The following is an 18810-nucleotide window of genomic DNA, read 5'->3' on the forward strand; positions in this document are numbered from 1 at the left end:
TCCGGTCGTCCGGTCTTTGCTTCAGCCCTGTTCCAGCGTTACTTACTGGGCAGCTGGTTTGCAGGCGAACCCGCCATCCGATCAGGCCCAAGGAAAGGCCTCCAATAACCAGAAAAGAAAAGATCAAGAGAGACGGGAGCCCAACAAAGGGCTGCAACCAGTGCTCTGCTTGATCTTGTTTGAGGCGTTCGTTGTTCACGAGACTCTGAGCGGTACGAGGAGCGTCAGCCCTATGAAGCTCTTCTGGTCTTCTACCTCATCTGAGCAGGGAGCGTGCTCACTCAACCATCAAATGAGACAGCAGCCAGAGCCACAGGACTCCACTCAACTGTGCACTTCAAAGCCGAGAGCAGTTGCCTATCCCCGCCTGCTCTCGATCGGGGGGAGCGTCTGGACAAACCTCCTCACTCCCAGGAGGGTCAGGGCGTCAGGGGAGCAGATGGATGGCAGCTAGAGCTGCACACCCAAAGAGCGCTACCCCTGCTATCAAGATAGCAAGCAGCAGCAGACAGCGTGTAGCCCATCGCTGGACGGCGGCCCGACGGACCGCCTGCTCGACGAGTAGCTCCTGCCTCCGAGCAGTCACGCCGAGTTGCTGGACTGCCTGTCTGTGGATCTCTTCCGCAAAGCGATAGTGCTGCTCCAGACCATGCTGAACCATCTCAACACCCTGATAGGCCAGCCCCGCCCAGTGTTGTTGGGCCTGCTGGGCCTGCTGTTGGACCTGAGTCCACCACTGGACCTGGGCCGCTTGCTGTCGGCGCTGCTCTTCAAACGCCTGCTGGGCGATCGTTTGCCAGTGTCCTGCTTGCTCCTGATAATGGATCTGTCGCTGCCGCCAGGAATGCTCTTGGAGAACTTGCAAGGCACTCCAGCGGGCCTGGATCTCCTGGGCAAGCTGCCACTGGAAAGTTGAGCAGATAGCCCCTCCCTGAGCAGCGAGATCGATCGATGGATACCTCAGAGCCACCTTGAGCGCCTCTTCCTCAGCCCACGTGTTAAGCTGAGACAGGAGGAGGGAAATCCCTGTGGACCCGAGCAAGCCGTCACGGGCCGCCTGCTCTAGCAGGCGTTCTTGATGGACCAGGCGCCTCTGCCGATCCTGGAGATCCTCCTGGAGCTGCCTCTGCTGGCCAGCCTGGGCAGCCGCCAGGAAATTCTTCAGGCTCTGTAGGAAGTGCCCGGTGATCTGTTTCGTCTGGGAGTCCAGGAGCGGGTATCGATCTTGCATGAGAGAACCTCCTTTCCTCTTCTTTCCAGGCTCCTGGCTCCCTTGTCAGCGATGAGCAACTGCCAGGCTGTCCTGAAGCAGCATGTCTCGAAGGCTCTACGGTCCCCCGGACTCCTGCGCAGCACAGGATGGCAGATGTCGCTGCGCAAGAGAGCCGCAGGAACCGAAAGTCAACGAATAAGACAATATCAGTTGAGCTACGACCGACTAATCTGCTGGCAAAGCTGCTCCAGCTCTGCTCCTAGCTGCTGCACTAGCCTCAGCAGGGGATCAGAAGGATACGAGGCAGAGAGCTGCTGGATGACCTGCATCTGACCACGGAGGAGCAGTAGCCCTGGATGATCCATTGCTGGGACAAGCTGCACCAGTCGCATATTCAGCTGGCATATCTGAAAGTGGAGCCGCTGTCGTTGGTATTGTTCATACTGCTCCACTTCTCTGAGCTCGCGTAGCCAGTGCTTGAACTGGTACAAGGCCCAGGGTGTCAGCTGGATGTGAGGCTCATCCCCCTGAGCCACCCCGCAGAGCGTCAGGAGTCTGGCTAGAGCTTCTCCCTGAACTTTGCTAGATCCCTGTGCGCTTTGCGCAAGCTTTTCAACTTCCTTCAGGAAGTCCGCAAGCTCCTCGCTTGGGACCAGAGCCTTTTGCCCTGGCGCGCGGCGGATACTCCAGCGATGCAGACTCACCAGCTGCTGCCCTCGCTGGTAGAGCCAGCTGAGGAAGCGGGGCATCGCCATTCCAAGAATCAGCAGCACCACCAGGATTTCTCCTACCCTCAGAGCCCCACTCAGGAGCACTGTTGCACTCGTCGCAGTAGCCAGCACCTCCAGGGAGAAGCCGGCCAGCAGCAAGAGCGAGAAACGCTTCCAGTCCATCTGCATGAGATACCTCCTTCTTGACTGTCGCCATGCGCGCCTGGCGATTCAGCCAGTCAGGCGATATGTCAGGGCAGCGTGCTCCTGCCATGCCCCGGCATATCGCTCTGGAACGGCTTTCTCCGGTGGCATGACAGATGATCTCGCTGCACGCTGTGCAGCATACTGGATCTGGATGGCTTGTCAGCATGTGGCCGCTATCGCGTCCACACTGGCGAGTCTACCATGAGCAAACCAACTTCCTGGGGAACGAGAGACGGACAAACCTGGGCCGACCAGAGGAGACAGCTGGTACCTGGGGGAAACGAGGCCCGAGTCCTGAGCGCCAGATGAGCACGCATACAGGCAACACTGGCAGTACCCAGTTTTGCCTGGGGATCTACACCCGGATAGTGTCCACGAGTCCTGGGGAGGATCTAATTAGCGTCCCCTGTCCTGGTATAGGTGCCGCTGACAAGGAAGCGTCTTACACGATCACAGGAGACATTCATTCTGTGGAGCAAAATAGATGAGTGCCACACTCTGAGACGAGTACGTGTGTCCTCTCGCCAACTACTCTGAGATCTCTCTAGCCACTGCCACTTTGGGCCCCCCTTTTGTCCATAGTTCGCTGGCAAAGGGAAATACCGTAGCCCATCAGGCAAGAGGAGAGTCTTCTTCCATTCCCCTCGCGTTCCAGGAGCATTCCACCTTACTTCTCATTGGTCGCTCCTCGGATACTGCTCGTGTCTCCCTGCGGTTCTGCTTGCACCTGGTATGCTCTTCATGAGCTGCACAGGCTGCACCGCCGCCCTCTACCTCGCCCACTTCCCAGGTGGCGGAAGATCATCGCAATAGTGGCCCAGTAGCAGTCAACAGCTAAAGGGAGAAGTATCATGGATGAACTGCTTAGGATACTGCTCACGCTCAACATGAACTTCAACCCATTCGAGCCCCTGTTTAATAGCATGCTCTTTACGACCTCGCCTGCGTTGACCACGCAGAACGAGACTGTAATGCTCATATGGAGAACACTTCTGGCAATCTCCGATGGCATGCTGGGGCTTGTGATCATCGTCGGAACGATCCAGATTATGCAGAGCGATGCCACGGGGTCCATGCGCATGCCCCTGGGCCAGTTCGTGGGCCGAATCCTGCTGAGCACCCTCTTGATGCATAGCTCAGCCTTCCTGGGAGAGCAGCTGATTCAGATCAATAACCTGCTTTGTGAGCAGCTTCCGATCAGCACAGTTTCTTTTATCCAGACCCTCACTCATGGGCGCGGGCTAGATTCAGGCACGTTCTTCGTACTCTGGGCCGTTTTGACCATCATCTTCGGCATTGGCCTCCTCCGCTGGCTGTTCCAGGCGATCGCTCGCATCGTCCGATTGGATGTACTCTTTGTGTTGAGTGGACCGGCCTTTCTTTGCCTGATCCACCCAGCCACTGTCATGGTTTTCTCAGCCTGGCTGCGCCTCTACGTTGTCACGCTCTTTGAGCAGTTCCTTCAGCTCCTTGCTTTTACCCTTGGCCTCCAACTGCTTCTCAGCTCGCGGCAGACAGGACTGGTCGGCTTCCTGCTGGCAGCAGCCATGGTGAATTTCACTGCATCGGTTCCCAGGTTGCTCGAACGCTTCGGAGCCGCAGCCAGTGGTCATGGGGCCTTGAGCACACTAGTGAGCCTGGCTTTTCGAGCCGTCGTCTTACTTGCCTAGAAGGCATAAGCACGGTACACCTTCACCCAAAAGAACAGAGGAGGATAGATATGAATACCCTGAACAACTTGAATACTGTCATAGCACAACTACAACAGAATGCCGCAAGAATTGGCATTACTATTGCAGGGCTGCTGGTCGCTATCTATGCAGTCAAGATCATGCTCGATCAGGATACGTCTCCAGCCGCACGGGCGGAGCGCTGGAGCCATCTTAAACGGGTCTTTCTCTGCGCTGCAATCATCGCGGCTGCGGGGGCATTTGTGCAACTCGCTACCAGCCTTGGACGGATGCTCTGATTGCACCACGCACCGAAATAGAAAGGAGGAAGCCCGGGAATGGGACAGGGCACCGCTGCCTGCCAGACGGCGGAGCAGCCCTGCCCACCGGGCCCGACTGCGATGCTCAAGGACAGATCAGGCACGCACCGGGCAGTTCCCAGTCAGTTGCTGCAGTTCGAGGAGCGCATCTTTGGCATGACGCTCACCCAGCTGCTGCTCTCCCTGGCTGCAGGGGTCTTGCTACTGGCCTTGACTGGGGGCATGCCCTTCGTTCCCCGCCTCTGGGTGGCAGGTGTCTCCCTGTCTGGCATCATGCTGTTGCTGCATGGCCGAGTGGGAGGCGTTTCTCTGGTCTGCTGGTTATATCTGCTAGGCCGCTTCTGGTGGCTCCCCAAACAGGCTCGCTTTCGCCCTCCGTCTGCCGGGGCAGTGCACCATCTCTGGCCTCGCGTGGACCCAGCCGCCAGCCAGCACTGGGTCCCCGCCGGCGAACTCCGAGGAAGCATTGCCCGCAGCGGTACACGGGGATCAGATGGGCGTATCACGGCGCTGACGTGCTGGGCCATTCTCGAACTGCGGAGCAGCTCCATGTTGCGGCTGCTCCCTCAGCACGAGCAAGAGCAGCTCCTGAGCCGCTGCCAGCGCTTCCTGGATGGACTCAGCTTTCCAGTAAAGCTTTTATGGATTGTAGAGCCACTTGACCCCGCTCGTGATCCCGCGCTGGAGGCTCAACAGCAGGCCCTGGATCAGCTCGATGCCTGGCCACAGCTGCAGCACCTCCAGCGAGAGAGCTTGCAGGAACAGCTCCACCAGCATGCGCATTGTAGCCAGATTCGCCACCTGGCCGTGGTCTCCGTGTCCAGCCATGAGGTGGCCAGGAGTCGGCAAGAAGACCAGGACAGCTCCCAGCTGCAGCACGTGTTTGCTCTGCTGACGCCTCGCCGACCCAGGCCAGTGGCCGAGGTCGAAGTTGAACGCGCGCTGCGCATCCGGCTCGCGACAGTCAAATCGGGGTTGGAGGCGCTTGACCTGCAGGTCAGGTTACTGGATGCCAGGGCCTTTCTGAGCACCTTCGCCTCCTGCCTAGCACCGGGCACCTCTGTCCCCTCCTTCGAGGTGGAGCTGGGCCCCCACCGGCAGGAGTCTCGTGCGCATGCAGGTCGCTGGATGAAACGTCTGCGCGGCCTGCATGGTCAGCTGCTGAGCTATGCCAGTCCGAGACCTCAGGCGACTCTGGACCCGGGTCTGCCTCTGGCGGAGGTGCTAGCCCCATCCGCCGTGGAGGTCTCGGCGCACGCGCTTTCGGTCAGCGTGGGAGACCATGCGCAACAGCGCCGGTATCTACGAACGTATGAAGTAAGGGGCTTGCCTGCGGAACTCTCCTACGGCTGGCTCGAAGGGTTGACCAGTCTTGGCATCCCTCTGATTGTGACGCTGCACTGTCAGCCGTTGCCCAGCCGGATCATGCTCCGGCGCCTAGAGGTGCAGCGGACCCGACTCGAAAGCCAGCGGCTGGCAGACCGCAAGGCGCTCCGACTGACCCGAGCGGATGTGGAGCTGGAAGCGACCCAGTTGCGCGCGCTCATCGAGGCCCTGGCAAGCAAAACCCTGACCTTCCACTCAATCCAACTCCTGCTAGCGGTTCATGCCTCGACGCTCGAGCGGTTGGAAGAGCGCACGCGGTATCTGCTGGCCCATCTGCGCGACCAGCAAGTGCGGGTGCGTGCACTAGCGTATCGCCATGACCTGGGATGGCACGCCTGCCTTCCGGCGCCTATGACGCACACGTTGCCAGTGGCCATCTCGCAGGAGGGGACCACGCTTCCCTCGGATGTGGTTGCCACTTGTCTGAGCTGGTCAAACGGGCGAGTGGGCACACCCAGCGGGGCCTATCTGGGGACCTCTCGCCAGGGGCCGCAGGGAGCAGCTGTCGCGCTGCCGGTCTACCTCAATCCCTGGGATGACACCAAGCGGTTGCCCAACCCACACATCGTGATCTGCGGCGAATCCGGGATGGGCAAGTCGTGGCTGGCGAAGACCTTGATACTGGGCCTGCTGTGCACGCACACCGCCGACGTCGTGGTTCTGGATCGCGACGGAGACTATGACGCCATCCATGCAGCGCTCGGGGGAGCAAGCCAGCGGATCAATCTGGCCGGGCACTGTCCGATCAATCCGCTGGAACTGCCCTATGGCCCCGGCGATGTAGACCTGGCTGATCCCGTCGACCTAGTAGCAGAGCACATCGAGCAGCACCTGCTATCCGGGCTGGCCTTACTCTATGGAGAAGCGCTGTCCAGGGCCCAGGAAGCTGCGCTCACGCACGCGGCGCGCTTAGCTTACGCAGAGCGGGGGTTACACATGGATGCCATTCGCAGGGACCCACAGGTGCTCTTGCAGGAGCCACCCACGTTTTCAGCGTTTCTGGAGGTGCTGCGAACTGTGCCTACGGCGTCTGAAGTCCAGCGAGAGATGCTGGTCGAGCGCTTTGACCAAGTCGCCTACCTGTTTACCGAGCATATGACCCTGACCCTCACCCCACTGACCATCTTTGCGATTGGCAAGCTTGATAAGCGCTGGTATCCCTTCATGAACTACGTGATTCATAACTTTGTGCAACGCTATCGCGCGGTGCATGGAGGAGGGCGCTATCTGGCATACATTGTAGAGGAGGCTTCGTACTTGCTCGAGCATCCGGAGAGCCGTCGCTATCTCGAAGCAGGAGCCCGTGGTTTCCGCAAGCTCGGCATCGCGCAGATTACAATCAGCCAGCATCCTGCCGACTTTTTAGAAGCCGGGCAGGTCGTGCTGGCCAATAGCAGCACGTGGTTTCTGCTCGGTATGCAACGGCAGGCAGCACAGCGGCTGCAGCTGCCGGAGGAATTAGAGCGACTGCTGGCAGAGGCTCGCCCAGGCCGGGTGGTCTTCCGCTGCGGCAGGGAACTGGCCCCGCTCGATGTGGTCACGTACCGTCATAGCCCACTGTTGCAGGCTTTGCTGACCACCGATCCTCGTGATCGCCAGCGCCTGGCACGTGTAGGGCGGGCGCAGCTCAGCGGCTCTCTGTAGGGTCAGGAGCCAGGTCTCCAATTACTTGCCTTTCCCTACAACCGGACAGATGGGCACCCTGAGAGAAAGGAGGCATTTCCTCGATGCTCTATCTCCGAACGCGCTCCCAGGAAGACGGCAGCCGTAGCCGATACACTCGTTACTTATTGCAGCATGCGAGCGTTCTGCCTCTCTCTGCCTGCCTGCGCGCGAGCAGGGGCGGGATCGAGGATCGGGAGAGGACCAGCACTGCTTTTCACGAACGAGCCACTGCGCCAGCGGAGTCTCCAGCATGTTTGGCCCTGACCCGCTGGCAGCGGACAATTTGACTGACGAGTGAGGAGGAACCGATATGAACACCTCCTTGCGGCAGAAAGAGATGGCTCTGGCCTGGCTCATTCCTTCAGATGACCTTGAGGGACAGCGCCAGGCACAAGCCGTTGAGAACTGGCTGCAAGCCAGCGCCTCCGAGGCTCCTTTCGCTCTGGAGCTGGTCGGAACCAGACAGGCACAGGGCTTCCTTCTGCGCTCTCGCTCGTGGCAGCAGCTGCAGCTGCTCTGTCGCCAACTGGAGGCGCTGGCTCCCCAGGTGGAAGTACGCTATCTCTCCCCGGCTCGCGATCCGCTCCGTCTCCGCCCAGGCGAGCAGGCGTTGATCGGAAGCTTCGGGTTGCTGGCTCCCAGCTATCTGCCTATCAAGACCTTCCCCGGGAAGCTGCTGAAGGAATCGGGTGCAGATCCGTTACCTGGCTTGCTGGCGGCGATGGCCACCGTCGGCCCCGGGCAGCGGGTCATTGCCCAGGTGGCCCTGGCCAGAGCGCCCGATGACTGGGTCGGCGGGGATCTGCGCAAGACCGTGGAGCCTGCACTACAGGCGGAACGGGAGCAGCATATACGACAGGCGCACTCTGTTCGGTCACAGCACCAGCAGGATGTGACCGAAGGCGTCAGGCTGCTGGCCCTGGTGGGAGCAGCCGTGGTGGTGCTCTTGGCCAGCCGCTGGTGGCAGACTCATGCCTGGCTTCCTCTGCTGGGCCTGGGCCTGCTCAGTCTGATCACGGGACTTGGGTGGCTCTGGTGGTGGCTGACACACGCTTCTCCCCCGATCTATGATCAACGCGCAGTAGCCGAGAAACTTTCGCGCGTAGGCTTTTATGCCCAAGTGCGTATGATCATCATCGGTCCGGCGACAGCCCCACTTGCCGCATTGACTCAGGTGCTGCGCTCACTAGAGGCGGCTTACAGGCAATTCACTCAGCCCTCTTGCAACGGCTTCGTCCTGAAGCAGATCAGGCATATCCGCGCTTCTGATCGTCATCAAGCGCAGCAGCTTCCTGATGTAGAGTCGGCTTTTCCCCATGGGCCTCTCCGACGCTTGCTGTATGGAGGGGTCCGCTCGCCCTGGATTCTCAACGCATTAGAAGTCGCCGGACTCTTCCATCTACCTCAACCAGAGACAGATCTGCCACTGGTTCGCCGCAGCACCAACAAAGCCTTACTGCTGTCCCCAGCGCTGGCGCAGCAGTTGCTCAGGCACCGCCATCCCTTCCCTCCCGCGTTGCTGGGCTACTCCACCCAGCGCGGGTATCGCATCCCGGTTGCCCTGCCGGCGGAAGGCATCCTGACCCACACCTTTGTCGTCGGGAAATCTCGCTCTGGCAAGTCAGTGTTGATGCAGCTGATTGCCAGGGCCCTCCTGCACTCCTCCCTCTCCCCTTCCTCCCCCGGTCTGGTGGTGCTGGATCCGCACCGAGACCTGGTAGAGCACTTGCTCGACCAGGTTCCTCCAGCACGTCAGCAGGATGTGCTGCTCCTGGATCTGATGGATACCTCCTATCCGGTGGCAATCAATCCACTTGACGTCTCGCTAGGGCTGAGTCCCGACGAGCTAGTGGCCAACCTCATGTCCTGCTTCGAGCGCATTTGGAACCAGCAGTGGGGGCCACGCATGGCATATTTTCTGACGGCAGCCTTACGTCTGCTCACTCAGCTCAACGCCCACTGGGTGAGCCAGGGGCAGGCAGAGGAGCAGTGCACTCTACTTGACATCAATCCGCTGCTACAGGATCGCAGCTATGCCGTGCAACTGCTGGCTCAACTGGATCTGAGCCAGCCCCAGCACCAGGAGCTGGTACAATTCTGGCAGACCACGTACTGGTCGCTGCATCCCTCCTTCCGCAACGAAATCTGTATGCCGATCGTCTCCAAGATCGGCATGTTCCGTGAGCACGAGCAGCTGCGACGGATTGTGGGACAACCCGTCACACAGGCTCCGCTCCATGAGGCCATAACTGCAGGCAAGCTGGTATTGTGTGCGCTGGCAAGCCGGGAACTGCCTGAGGGAGCGGTGAACATTCTGGGGTCCACCTTGCTCAATTTGCTCCATCGGGCCTTCCGGCTGCAGCAGTCCTTGCGCCTGGACCAGCGACGCAAGGTCCTTGTCGCTGTCGACGAATTCCATACCTTTTCAGGGGCGGATTTCGAGCGGCTGCTGTCTGAAGATGCCAAGTACGGCTGTGCGTTGCAGCTCTCGACGCAGAGCCTCAAGCGACTTTCACTCCTGCGCGAAGGGCTGCTAGAACTGGTCCTGGCAAACTGTCAGCAGCTTTTTATCTTTGGCGTCTCTGCCTCTGACGCTCTCCTCCTTGAAGGAGAACTGCACCGGCAGGTTTCTGCAGCTCACCTGGTCCGCCTCCCGCCCTTGCACTGCTACGGGCGGCTGAGCGTGCCTGGGTTTCCCCAGCAGGTGATTTCACTGCAGGTACAGCCTCCTACAACAGAAGAGGCACTCAGGGGCCAGACCAGTGCAGCGATTCGCGCGCAGCAGCACAGAAGACAGCGACCAGCAGCAGAGGTTGATCAATGGCAGGCAGAGCAAAGTCGCCGACGGCATCCTGACGTACTGCTTACCAGTAAGCGAGTGCAACGGGAGGCCGAGCGAGTACAGCAGCAAGCCCAACAACAGGAAGCGGCTCTACGGATCGAAGAGGAACAGCGCACCCGCACAAGGTCTCGCCCTCAGGAGCCGCCAGGAGATGAGCCATTCCTAGGGCCCGGTCGAGGAGCGGCAGTCGCAGTGGCTTCCCTCACAGAGCAGCCGGGGAGTGAGCCCGCAGTTTCCGTGCGGAAGCATCGACGGAGTCGGCGCCAGCGTCGCCACAAGGTCCCTGTCGGGACTCCCCCACCTGACCCCCAGGAGCAGCAGAGTCAGCCTGTGACAGAGGGAGTGCTGGCAGAAAGCAAGGAGGAAGATGAAGATTGGTAAACTGCTGACAGATCCTGAAGGGACCAGCATCCCGTCAGCGGAGATCTCGCTCCTGCGCTGGGTGCTCTGGTACCCTTTGCTCTCCGGCCGCGAGCTCGTGCGCCTGGAACAGAGTCGCCGAAGGACGCAGTCAGGTCCGACCCAGAGGTTGCCCGTTCTTTGTCCACCGGCAGCTTCCCAGGTAGGCAGGCAGGTGCACCACCTCGTCAATCGAGGTCTGCTCCTGGCCTTTCGACTCCACGAGCCGGGCTGGCCACCAGCCCAGCAACGCTACGCTCTCAGTGCCGCGGGGGTAGCAGCCTTTGCCCACCAGTTCCAGCCAGCATTGTCCCTCCAGACCTTGGCCCAGTATCCCATCGAGCAGGATGACCTGCTCAGCCGGCTTGCCCGTCCTTTCCCTACTCTAGTGCTGGCCTCCTGCTTCACAAGCCTGATTGAATTTGAAGGGGAACAGCAGGGCTGGCACGTACGGGCGTTCCAGTATCCCTGCTCCTGGCGTCCTCTGCTGTGGCACTCAGGCACCTTACCATCCCACGGTGCAGGCAGACCTGATGCAGCCTGGTGTTTGCTCCGGCAGGGACAGCAGGCGATCTCGCTGCTGCTAGTGATCGGCCCTCAGCAGGAACAGCCCTTTCCCTGGCACCAGGCTTCTCGTCTGCTGCAGCAGCTTGCTCGCCACCAGGAGGCCCATGCACTGCAATCGCGGCTGAGGCCAGCCCCACTCGTTCTAGTCGTGAGTGCAGCAGTGCATCTGCCTGTCTGGAGCGAGCTATTACAACGTCCTGCGTTCACTCAACGCCCCTTGCCCCAGGGGGGCGTGCTCTTGCTGGAGCAGGTTCGTCAGTACGGATTTCTGGCAGCGCCCTGCTGGTGCTTTTCCAATCTGGCGGCCCTGGAGAGAGCAAGCATGACTGCCTCTTCTGAGGCAGTCATGCTTCGCCCGACAGTTAGAGTGTTGCTGCAGGAGCAGCTCACACTGCCAGATCAGTCGCCAGTGAGCCAGCCTCAGTCTGACGATGAGCCGGGGCGGCTACAGGTTCAGCGCAAGCAATGGCCAGGAACCAGCCAGAAAGACCAGCGACGGTGGAAGCGTAGTCAAAGCTGGTGTCTCCCTGACCCTGGATGGGTGGCTCGCCTTATAGCGCAGGCGCCTGATTCAGATGGGTCAGCCCTCCCTGGTGCCGGTTCCCTCACCGCCACAGCGCGTCTCAATCTGGCGCTCACTGCCCGGCACAAGCGGATGCTGCTGCTACTGGCTCGCTTTCCTCTGCTCAGCCTTGCTCAGCTGGCGCAATTGCTGGAGCCAGGACAGGACCGACGTCGGCTCCAGCGATCGCTGCTGGTCCTGTCAGCAGCCAACCTCGTCACCAGCCTCCGGTGGCCTGCAGCCCCGAGTAGAGGGCAGGAGCGCTGGTTGCTGACAGAGGTTGCTGTTGCCTATCTTGTAACGCGAGGGGAGCTGCCGCAGGGCTGGGTAGCCCTCCCCCCTGCAGAGCTGACTCAGATGCAACACACACATGGCCTCTATGCCTGCCTGGCAGCTCTCCTCCGGTCCAGCACGCATGAATCAACAATTATCGCTTCATGGATGTGGAGCACACGTGAAAGTGCCCGCCGTTGGTTTGATCCACAGCAACAGCAATGGATCCAGTTGCGTCCTGACGCAACCTGGATCATCTGGCTGCGGGGGCATCCGCTGCCTGAGCGCCTGCTGATCGAGTATGATCGCGCTAGTCGGCAGCGAGAGTTCCTGGCGAAGGCGGAGACATATGCTGCCGCCAGCCAGCAGATACGGGGACGCTTTCCACCGGTACTCATCATTACGACGCAGCCCCGGGCAACAGCCCGTATCTGTACATGCTGGCAGATAAGTGGGGCTCCCCAGCCCATGCTGCCCCTCCTCGAGGCGGAGCTAGACCAGCCTGATAGGCTGAACCAACTGACCGACTGGCTGCTTCAACTCTATTCGCCCTGAAATCCTTCGGCCAGGGAAAACGAAGGTAACAGGCTGAATGCTTCCTGCTGGCTGAGCTGGAGCGCCAGCCGATAGGCATTGGTCTGGGCCCGCGCAGTTTCCAGATCCGCCAGGGTCTCCTGTTTGGGTTCCCAGCGCCGGTCCGAGATCTTGCGCATCTGGGACCAGTACGTGCGCCAGAGCTGATCCACCTGCCCGGTCTGACTCAGTGAGCCCCAGAGTAAGACAGCGCGACGCAGCGCCCGCTCACTCATGAGCACCCGTTCTCCCGGCTCACTCCCTGACCCGAAGCTCACCTTGCTATCAAACCGCGTCGCGCACGCTGCCAGCGCATAGTCTGCGTAGCACTGAGCTGCCCGTGCGAATGACTGTTGCTGCTGCCGCAATGCCAGCTTGCTCGGAGGCGGGTTCCCAAAGCTCATTCCCTCTCGCCACTCTGCCTCACCCAGCCACCAGAGGGCCTCCAGGTACCAATCACGTCCTTGCGTAAACGGCTTGCGGATCCAGGAGCTGCGTCCCTCCCAGGGTTGGACCAGCTCAGGATAACGCTGGATATAGCTGGCCAGAAAGTCTCCACGGTACGCAGCCAGTAACTCTTCACAGGCTTTTGCAACCTCCCTGGGAACCTCCTGGACCAGACGCCCTTCTTTACGCGCCTGTGTAAGGACGGCGTAACTTTCCTGGATCACATCCAGGTCAATGACCTGACAGCCGGATGCCAGTCGCCAGATTCCTCCCTCGCTGGCGAAGGGATCAAGTGCTGCCGGCAATGCCTCTTGCTCCGTCAACATCCCCTGCGCGATGAGGGCCTCTCGTACACGCCGGCGTAGGATCTTCCGGTGCGAGTCGAAGCGTTCACTCAGTCTCTGAGCAGTAGCCTCCTCATCGGGCTGACCATGCCCAAAGACCTCCTCTAGAAGCTGATCCCGAGGCATTCCTTGCCTATGCCAGGCCAGATAGGCTAGCAGTTCCTGGCGCTTCGGGTAGTTTCCCAGCGACACCGGAATCTCTTCCCCTCCTCCTATTCGCAGGGTCAGGACGATCTCGCCGAACACACGGAGATGGAGCCTGGCCTTCCGTTTGGCATCAGTAGGCCCCTGCTGGTGAACAGAGCGCTGGAAGGTGTTGATCAGAGCGGGGGAGAAGCTCCCCTCATGAGCCAGAGGACGCGGCTCCATCACTTGCTCCTGGGGGTGTGGGGGGCTGGCAGGAGCGACAGCAGGATGGGCAGAGAATGAGAACGATGCCTCCGGCACAGAATCCTGCGGAGAGGACCTGGGAACTGACTCCGGGAACTCATGAGCTGAGGCTACTGTCATGGGAGACAAAGACCTCCCCGCACCAAGTTCCGTTGTTTCGGGAGAAGATCCAGACCGGTTCGAATGCAGCCCACGCATGTGGATACGGCCCACGGCATCCACTCTGCCCTGAGTCCCCCCCTGGTGGTCAACGGCAGAGGAGGAAAGGGTTCCACGCAGCAGGAGGAGCAGGCTTTCAAAGGCCTCACTAAGGAGCATCGGTATGAGCAGCGGAGCAACGAGACGCAGACACAGCAGGATGATAGGCCAACGGTTGGCTGGCTCCTGCCAGAGGACCGGGAAGGAGGCCACCTGTTGCCAGAATAAGGACCAGACCGGCAGCGTCCAGAGCAGGAAGCTGCCAATTGCACTGATAAGCAAGACCAACCGCACCAGGAACTGCCTGGACCGGCTTCTGGGCGCAGCTAGGACAAGGAGCCATGTTGGGCGATAAAGCATGATGCACCTGTTCTCCTTTCTCACGAGGAACAGAAACAGCTTTTCTTCCAGTGTATGCGCTTCAGGAGACCAGAGCAGGAGAGCGATGAATCGCTTTCTCAGGAAGCATCTCGCATCTTTTAGGGACAGAACCGGGATGAGCCAGGGACAGAAGGGGAACGTTCACCGTCTGCCGCTGGAACGATTGGGGAACAGGAGTGGAAACACCGGGGAAAATATACAGAGGCGAGGAAGAGCAGCTGGCCTCAGTTGCTGTGCGGTCAGCTTCCTCTTGAGTAATGAACATCTGCCTCTCTTGCATAATTTCTCTACGTATGATACGGTGCTGTCCAGAGGCTCGGGGGGAATTCTCTGGATCGCTGGGTACCATTCCATGTCGCCAGCATGCATCCATGACGCCTTCCTCTGAAGGCAAAGCGACGACAATCAGCGTCACAGATACTGGCTGGAGGCCGGTTCTGCCTCACATTGTCGTCATCCTACACACTGTGGTCGTCATCTTGTCAACAAGAGAGGAGAAAGAATCGATGAAACTGATGGACCTTCCCATGCATCCATCCTCGCTGCTTGCTAGACTTTGCCGTCAGGAGCCCCTGGGAGCTTCAGAAACTGGAGGGGGAATGGTGCGTCAGCTTCCTCTGGCGTTCCTGCCTCGTTCGGACCAGCCAGATGCCTCCCCAGCAGCCCGAGACAGGCACGCTGAAGGAACGGCGCTCCTCGTAGCAGTGGACAATGGCAACGATGCCTTGAAAGGTGCACTCTTGCACGCTCAGCTCCCCCAGCTGACCGTCCGCCGGATTTCCACGGCCTATGCTCCTGCTGAGGTGATGCGCGTCGGCGAGGAAATCCCCACGTGGCAAGTAGATGCCTCCGAACCATTCTGGATCGGCAATGAGGCGTTGCAGGTAGCGACCACGGTGGAGAGCCTGCCCATTGGGATGAGTCCCGAGCGCTTGCTCGATCGACGCTGGCAACACTTCTTCTTTGCCTGCCTCGCCGAGCTGTTGCAGGCAGCCGGCTACGGGCGGCCAGGGCAGAACTGGCAGGGTGAGTATAGGCTCTCTGTTAGCCTGGGGCTCCCCAACGAGGAGCTGTCCAGGAATAGTGTGCATCCGACGGTGCTCCAGGCACTGCGTCCTTTGCTGGAGACACCACGGCTAGTTCAGCGCACCGATGAGCAAGGCCAAACGAACACGTGGCGCCTCCGGCTTGTCGACGTGATGCCCTATCCCCAAACCTTCGGGTCCTTTGTCGCCTGGTACTACAGTCCCACAGGAGAGGCGTTGCCAACGGAGGTCGTCAGACATGTGACCGTGGACATTGGAGGGGGGCAGCTCCACCGGTGCACGGTGACGATTGACCCGCATCCAGATGGCCGACCGCGCCTGCGCATGCAGGCCACGCTGCTCGATGAGGGGACAATTGCCCTGGCCCGTGCGGTCCGGGAGCACCTCCGCAGTCACTATCCTGGGATACGTCTGTCAGACACCGAAGCTCAGCAGGTCCTCGTGAGCGGCACGCTGCTGCGAGGAGGACGGCGCGTGGATGTCACCTCGCTTGTGAGTGACGTCATCCAGGCCCGTGCTCAGCGACTGTTGACGCATTTGCGGCATCTGCTCCAGGAAGAGCAGACCTTCGTGATGTGTACTGGAGGAGGAACAATCCTGCTCGAACGGTCGCTTCGCACGCTTCTGGGGCAACGACGAGCCCAGGAAAGCATGCTGATTGTGCCCCGAGAACTCGCTGCTGTTCTCAACGCAGCGGGAGGCTATCTCCTTGCTCAGGCAGCAGCCCAACAGCGAATCCAGCAACGGTTGAGCGCGGCAACAGCGTCTCGCGACGAGGAAGACCACTGATGAAAGCTACCACAAAGCAACCCAAAGGACCGATCTCCCTACGGAACGTACCACCAGCGACTCTCCAGCTAGCGCAGGCCCTCGCAGAGCAGACACATCTGTCTCTGGCCGATCTGCTTCGGCAGGCCCTGGTCACGGGGTTGTTGGTCGAAGCAACTCGTTTTGCCCCAGATGCGCAGGGGCGATTGGGCGGGATGGATGCCATTGCGCTGGCGCGAGCGCTGCGACGGCATCTGGGATCAGCTATTGATCTTCTCATCGAGCATGGAGAGCTCCCCTATGGCACCAATGCTGCCCGAAGACCCGAGGGAGAAAGAGCTGGGCAAGGAAAGGCCTCGGCAGCGAACCACAGGGAGCTGCAGCAGCCACAGATGGCTCCAGCCCTGGGAGAGGACCTGGAGCAGCTAGGAATAGGAGTGAGTCTGGCTAACTTCCTAGAGCAGCCCACAGCTACAACTTGATCAGGATGAAAGGAGCCAGGCTTCTTGCTCGTTTATCATCTCACTCGCTGGGCAAGAGCCTGGCCTGCTGGCTGGTACATGCGAACGCCAGATCGGAGTGGATTCCAGTTTACCGGGGTCGCTCTAGTCGATGTGCTGACGATGCAGCTTCTCTCGCAGCTCCGCCAAGGCTGACAGGCGCCAGGGAAGGTGAGGCTGGCACACTCAGGAGGGCTCCTGGTGGTGCTTCCGTGACGCCCGGAAACCCCGGCGTCTGGTCACACGCGGTCCCGGCATGTGCTTCGACAGGTGGTCACCTGGGCTGTATTTGCGCTTTTGATCTTGCACCATTGCATTGGTCATATGCATATAATGACGCACAGTTGCGATATCCTCATGTCCGAGAATCTGCTGCAAACTAAAAATGTCACCGCCGTTCATCAAGTAATTAACGGCGAAGGTATGCCGCAGGATGTGAGGGCTCACCCGCTTCCCTGTGATCCCGGAGCGTTTCTTGAGCCTTTTAAAGAGCATCTCCATACCGTCTTTGGTGAGAGGCGAGCGCGTTTCTGACAGGAAGACATGATCGTCCCCGGCATTGCCCCACTCAGCCAGTTCTTCCTCACCCGGGCGGTAGTTATCCAGATAGTAGTACAGATAACGCTGACAGTTCCGCCCCATCGCTACCTCTCGCTCTTTGGATCCTTTCCCGAGCACGGTGAGCACTCCTTTCTTACGGTCCACCCTTCCCAGGGACAGGCTGGTGAGTTCCGAGACGCGGATGCCTGTATCGTACAGGACCCATAAAATGGCCTGATTGCGTGTCCTGGCACGATCGGCCAGAGGGCCAATCTCCCTCTTTCCGGGAGGGGTACAGGCCTGCAGTAAGCGTTCAAACTCTTCTTCAGTGATGATCTGGACAAGGGGGCGACCCGCTTTGGGGAAGGTTACCTGCTTAAACAAATCGTCTTCCAGGATACCCTGGCGTTGCACCCAATGAAAGAAGGCCCGGATAGAGCGGGCATATGACTGCACTGTACGCGCAGTGCGCTGTTTTCCATACTTTCCTGGAGTGGTGCGCAAATGCAGGAACCAGGCGCTGAGGTCCGCCGCCTCGACTGCCTCAATGGTCTCGATGCCTTGCTGCTCTCGCAGGAAAACCCTCAGCAGCTTCAGTGAGATTCGATGCCATGCAATCGTCTTGGGACTGCGATTCCCTCCGGCCTGATCCTGTAGATAGGCCTCGATGAGATCTTCGATGAGGTACCCACGTTGCCGGCGTGCTGATCGTTCTATCGGTCGCGTGGCTTGCTCTGCGACGGTTTGCTCCCGCCGATCTCGCTTCCGCTCGCTCGCCTTCCTGCGGTCCTGTTCGGCACGCTGGGCTATGGCCCGCTGCTCGGTGAGACGCGAAGATCCTCCTCGCCGCACTTGTCTCCGCGGAGTCAGGACTTGCAAGGTGTCAGAAGAGAGAGAGGAAGAAAAGGGTGCATCCATCAGAAAGTTCGCTCCTTTCTATCGTGCTTGCTCATCTTCAGCCGTGCAGCAACCCGCCTGTTGATCTGCTCAGAGAGGAACCGCTTCTGGGCAGGACAGGCAAGAGCCTGCCAGAAGCAACCATAGCAGAGCACGAGGGGCAGCTCCCAGAACGGGGCCAGAAGCCGGGCAGAAGCATCAGGGAACGCGACGGGAACCAGGTGGGACGCTGAGAGCGATTCCCCTGGAGGCAGGTGGTTGCCAGTTGAGGCAGACAGGTGGTCACAGTCGCCAAAAAGAGGAAACACTTGTGTCTGCCACAGCTGAGCGAGGCAGGTGGTCATTGCAGCAGGGAGGCAAGTGGTCGCTGGAGGGAGGAAACCCCGTCTTGCAGACCACCATCTCAGCCGCTCACCTCCTCTGCGTGGCGTCGCAGGGCTTGAGAAGCGGGTTGAGACGGTGGTTCTGGAAGGAAGGCGCACCTGGCAGGACTCGAACCCGCAACCACTTGATCCGAAGTCAAGCGCTCTATCCAATTGAGCTACAGGTGCAGCGCTTCCATGATAGCATAGTTCCCCACCAATCTTCAAGTCCCTCCCTCCCTCTCTCTCTGCAGAGAGGGAGCACAGACCAATGACCAGAGCCTAGGAAGGGCCAGTTGTTCCCTGCCCCCTTCCCAGAAAAAGTTTTCTGCTCTATGCTAGTCAAAAGCAGGTACACTGGAACGGGGGTAAGCGGACGCCAGCTTACTTGTTTGTCCCCTCCCCACCCTGAGCGGCTTGAACTCCTGAGCTGCCGCGGGCCATCACTCAGTCCCACCCAGCTGAGAGGACACGAGGTAGAATGGAAAGAGAGATAGGACATCTTTCATAAGCAGAGCGCGCAGACTCAGAGTGCAGGTCCGCATGATGA

At 59.9% G+C, this 18810-nt stretch carries 12 protein-coding genes and 1 tRNA gene; 8 read left to right on the forward strand and 5 right to left on the reverse strand.

What is annotated here, in order from left to right; translation table 11 throughout:
- Positions 1 to 427: 427 nt before the first annotated feature.
- Positions 428 to 1231, reverse strand: coding sequence for a hypothetical protein (locus A4R35_RS10470; protein WP_112429107.1), 804 nt, complete (start codon positions 1229 to 1231; stop codon positions 428 to 430).
- 197 nt (positions 1232 to 1428) lie between these two features.
- Positions 1429 to 2112: a hypothetical protein gene (locus A4R35_RS10475; RefSeq protein WP_112429109.1), complete on the reverse strand. Its 684-nt coding sequence runs from the start codon at positions 2110 to 2112 to the stop codon at positions 1429 to 1431.
- 869 nt (positions 2113 to 2981) lie between these two features.
- Here A4R35_RS10475 and A4R35_RS10480 point away from each other — a divergent pair.
- The 5 genes from A4R35_RS10480 to A4R35_RS10500 all read left to right on the forward strand — a co-directional run bounded on the left by A4R35_RS10480 (position 2982) and on the right by A4R35_RS10500 (position 12369).
- Positions 2982 to 3800, forward strand: coding sequence for a hypothetical protein (locus A4R35_RS10480; RefSeq protein WP_112429111.1), 819 nt, complete (start codon positions 2982 to 2984; stop codon positions 3798 to 3800).
- A 50-nt stretch (positions 3801 to 3850) separates the two neighbouring features.
- Positions 3851 to 4099 carry a hypothetical protein gene (locus A4R35_RS10485; protein ID WP_112429114.1) on the forward strand — a complete coding sequence of 83 codons (249 nt, stop codon included), beginning with the start codon at positions 3851 to 3853 and terminating at the stop codon, positions 4097 to 4099.
- Between the two features lie 39 nt (positions 4100 to 4138).
- On the forward strand, positions 4139 to 7150 hold the full coding sequence (locus tag A4R35_RS10490; RefSeq protein WP_112429116.1) for a helicase HerA domain-containing protein: 3012 nt from the start codon (positions 4139 to 4141) through the stop codon (positions 7148 to 7150).
- A 331-nt stretch (positions 7151 to 7481) separates the two neighbouring features.
- Positions 7482 to 10394: a type IV secretory system conjugative DNA transfer family protein gene (locus A4R35_RS10495; RefSeq protein ID WP_112429118.1), complete on the forward strand. Its 2913-nt coding sequence runs from the start codon at positions 7482 to 7484 to the stop codon at positions 10392 to 10394.
- On the forward strand, positions 10381 to 12369 hold the full coding sequence (locus A4R35_RS10500) for a replication-relaxation family protein (protein WP_112429120.1): 1989 nt from the start codon (positions 10381 to 10383) through the stop codon (positions 12367 to 12369). The genes A4R35_RS10495 and A4R35_RS10500 overlap by 14 nt, the downstream gene beginning before the upstream one ends.
- Here A4R35_RS10500 and A4R35_RS10505 read toward each other — a convergent pair.
- On the reverse strand, positions 12357 to 13547 hold the full coding sequence (locus tag A4R35_RS10505) for a hypothetical protein (protein WP_112429122.1): 1191 nt from the start codon (positions 13545 to 13547) through the stop codon (positions 12357 to 12359). The genes A4R35_RS10500 and A4R35_RS10505 overlap by 13 nt on opposite strands.
- A gap of 204 nt (positions 13548 to 13751) precedes the next feature.
- On the opposite strand from A4R35_RS10505, the gene A4R35_RS10510 reads away from it, so the two are divergent.
- From A4R35_RS10510 to A4R35_RS10520, 3 genes are all read left to right on the forward strand, one after another.
- The gene (locus A4R35_RS10510; RefSeq protein WP_112429124.1) at positions 13752 to 13994 is read left to right on the forward strand and encodes a hypothetical protein; all 243 of its coding nucleotides are present in this window, start codon (positions 13752 to 13754) and stop codon (positions 13992 to 13994) included.
- A 659-nt stretch (positions 13995 to 14653) separates the two neighbouring features.
- A complete protein-coding gene (locus tag A4R35_RS10515) occupies positions 14654 to 15982 on the forward strand; it encodes a hypothetical protein (protein WP_146747181.1) in 1329 nt (442 codons plus the stop codon).
- Positions 15982 to 16443, forward strand: a complete 462-nt coding sequence (locus A4R35_RS10520; protein ID WP_112429128.1) for a hypothetical protein — start codon at positions 15982 to 15984, stop codon at positions 16441 to 16443. Before A4R35_RS10515 ends, A4R35_RS10520 begins: the two co-directional genes overlap by 1 nt.
- A gap of 204 nt (positions 16444 to 16647) precedes the next feature.
- Here the strand turns inward: A4R35_RS10520 and A4R35_RS10525 are convergent, their stop codons facing one another.
- Positions 16648 to 17919: a tyrosine-type recombinase/integrase gene (locus A4R35_RS10525; protein WP_112429130.1), complete on the reverse strand. Its 1272-nt coding sequence runs from the start codon at positions 17917 to 17919 to the stop codon at positions 16648 to 16650.
- Between the two features lie 456 nt (positions 17920 to 18375).
- Positions 18376 to 18449 (reverse strand) — tRNA-Arg (locus A4R35_RS10530).
- Positions 18450 to 18810 lie beyond the last annotated feature (361 nt).

The organism is Thermogemmatispora tikiterensis, assembly GCF_003268475.1.
Taxonomy (GTDB): Bacteria; Chloroflexota; Ktedonobacteria; order Ktedonobacterales; family Ktedonobacteraceae; genus Thermogemmatispora; species Thermogemmatispora tikiterensis.

Bases quoted from the DNA above. Each gene is read 5' to 3' on its own strand.
- A4R35_RS10520 (WP_112429128.1), top strand. From the start codon at position 15,982: ATGAAAGCTACCACAAAGCAACCCAAAGGACCGATCTCCCTACGGAAC.
- A4R35_RS10490 (WP_112429116.1), top strand. From the start codon at position 4,139: ATGGGACAGGGCACCGCTGCCTGCCAGACGGCGGAGCAGCCCTGCCCA.
- A4R35_RS10515 (WP_146747181.1), top strand. From the start codon at position 14,654: ATGAAACTGATGGACCTTCCCATGCATCCATCCTCGCTGCTTGCTAGA.
- A4R35_RS10480 (WP_112429111.1), top strand. From the start codon at position 2,982: ATGGATGAACTGCTTAGGATACTGCTCACGCTCAACATGAACTTCAAC.
- A4R35_RS10505 (WP_112429122.1), bottom strand. From the start codon at position 13,547: ATGGAGCCGCGTCCTCTGGCTCATGAGGGGAGCTTCTCCCCCGCTCTG.
- A4R35_RS10510 (WP_112429124.1), top strand. From the start codon at position 13,752: ATGCAGCCCACGCATGTGGATACGGCCCACGGCATCCACTCTGCCCTG.
- A4R35_RS10475 (WP_112429109.1), bottom strand. From the start codon at position 2,112: ATGCAGATGGACTGGAAGCGTTTCTCGCTCTTGCTGCTGGCCGGCTTC.
- A4R35_RS10485 (WP_112429114.1), top strand. From the start codon at position 3,851: ATGAATACCCTGAACAACTTGAATACTGTCATAGCACAACTACAACAG.
- A4R35_RS10525 (WP_112429130.1), bottom strand. From the start codon at position 17,919: ATGGATGCACCCTTTTCTTCCTCTCTCTCTTCTGACACCTTGCAAGTC.
- A4R35_RS10500 (WP_112429120.1), top strand. From the start codon at position 10,381: ATGAAGATTGGTAAACTGCTGACAGATCCTGAAGGGACCAGCATCCCG.
- A4R35_RS10495 (WP_112429118.1), top strand. From the start codon at position 7,482: ATGAACACCTCCTTGCGGCAGAAAGAGATGGCTCTGGCCTGGCTCATT.
- A4R35_RS10470 (WP_112429107.1), bottom strand. From the start codon at position 1,231: ATGCAAGATCGATACCCGCTCCTGGACTCCCAGACGAAACAGATCACC.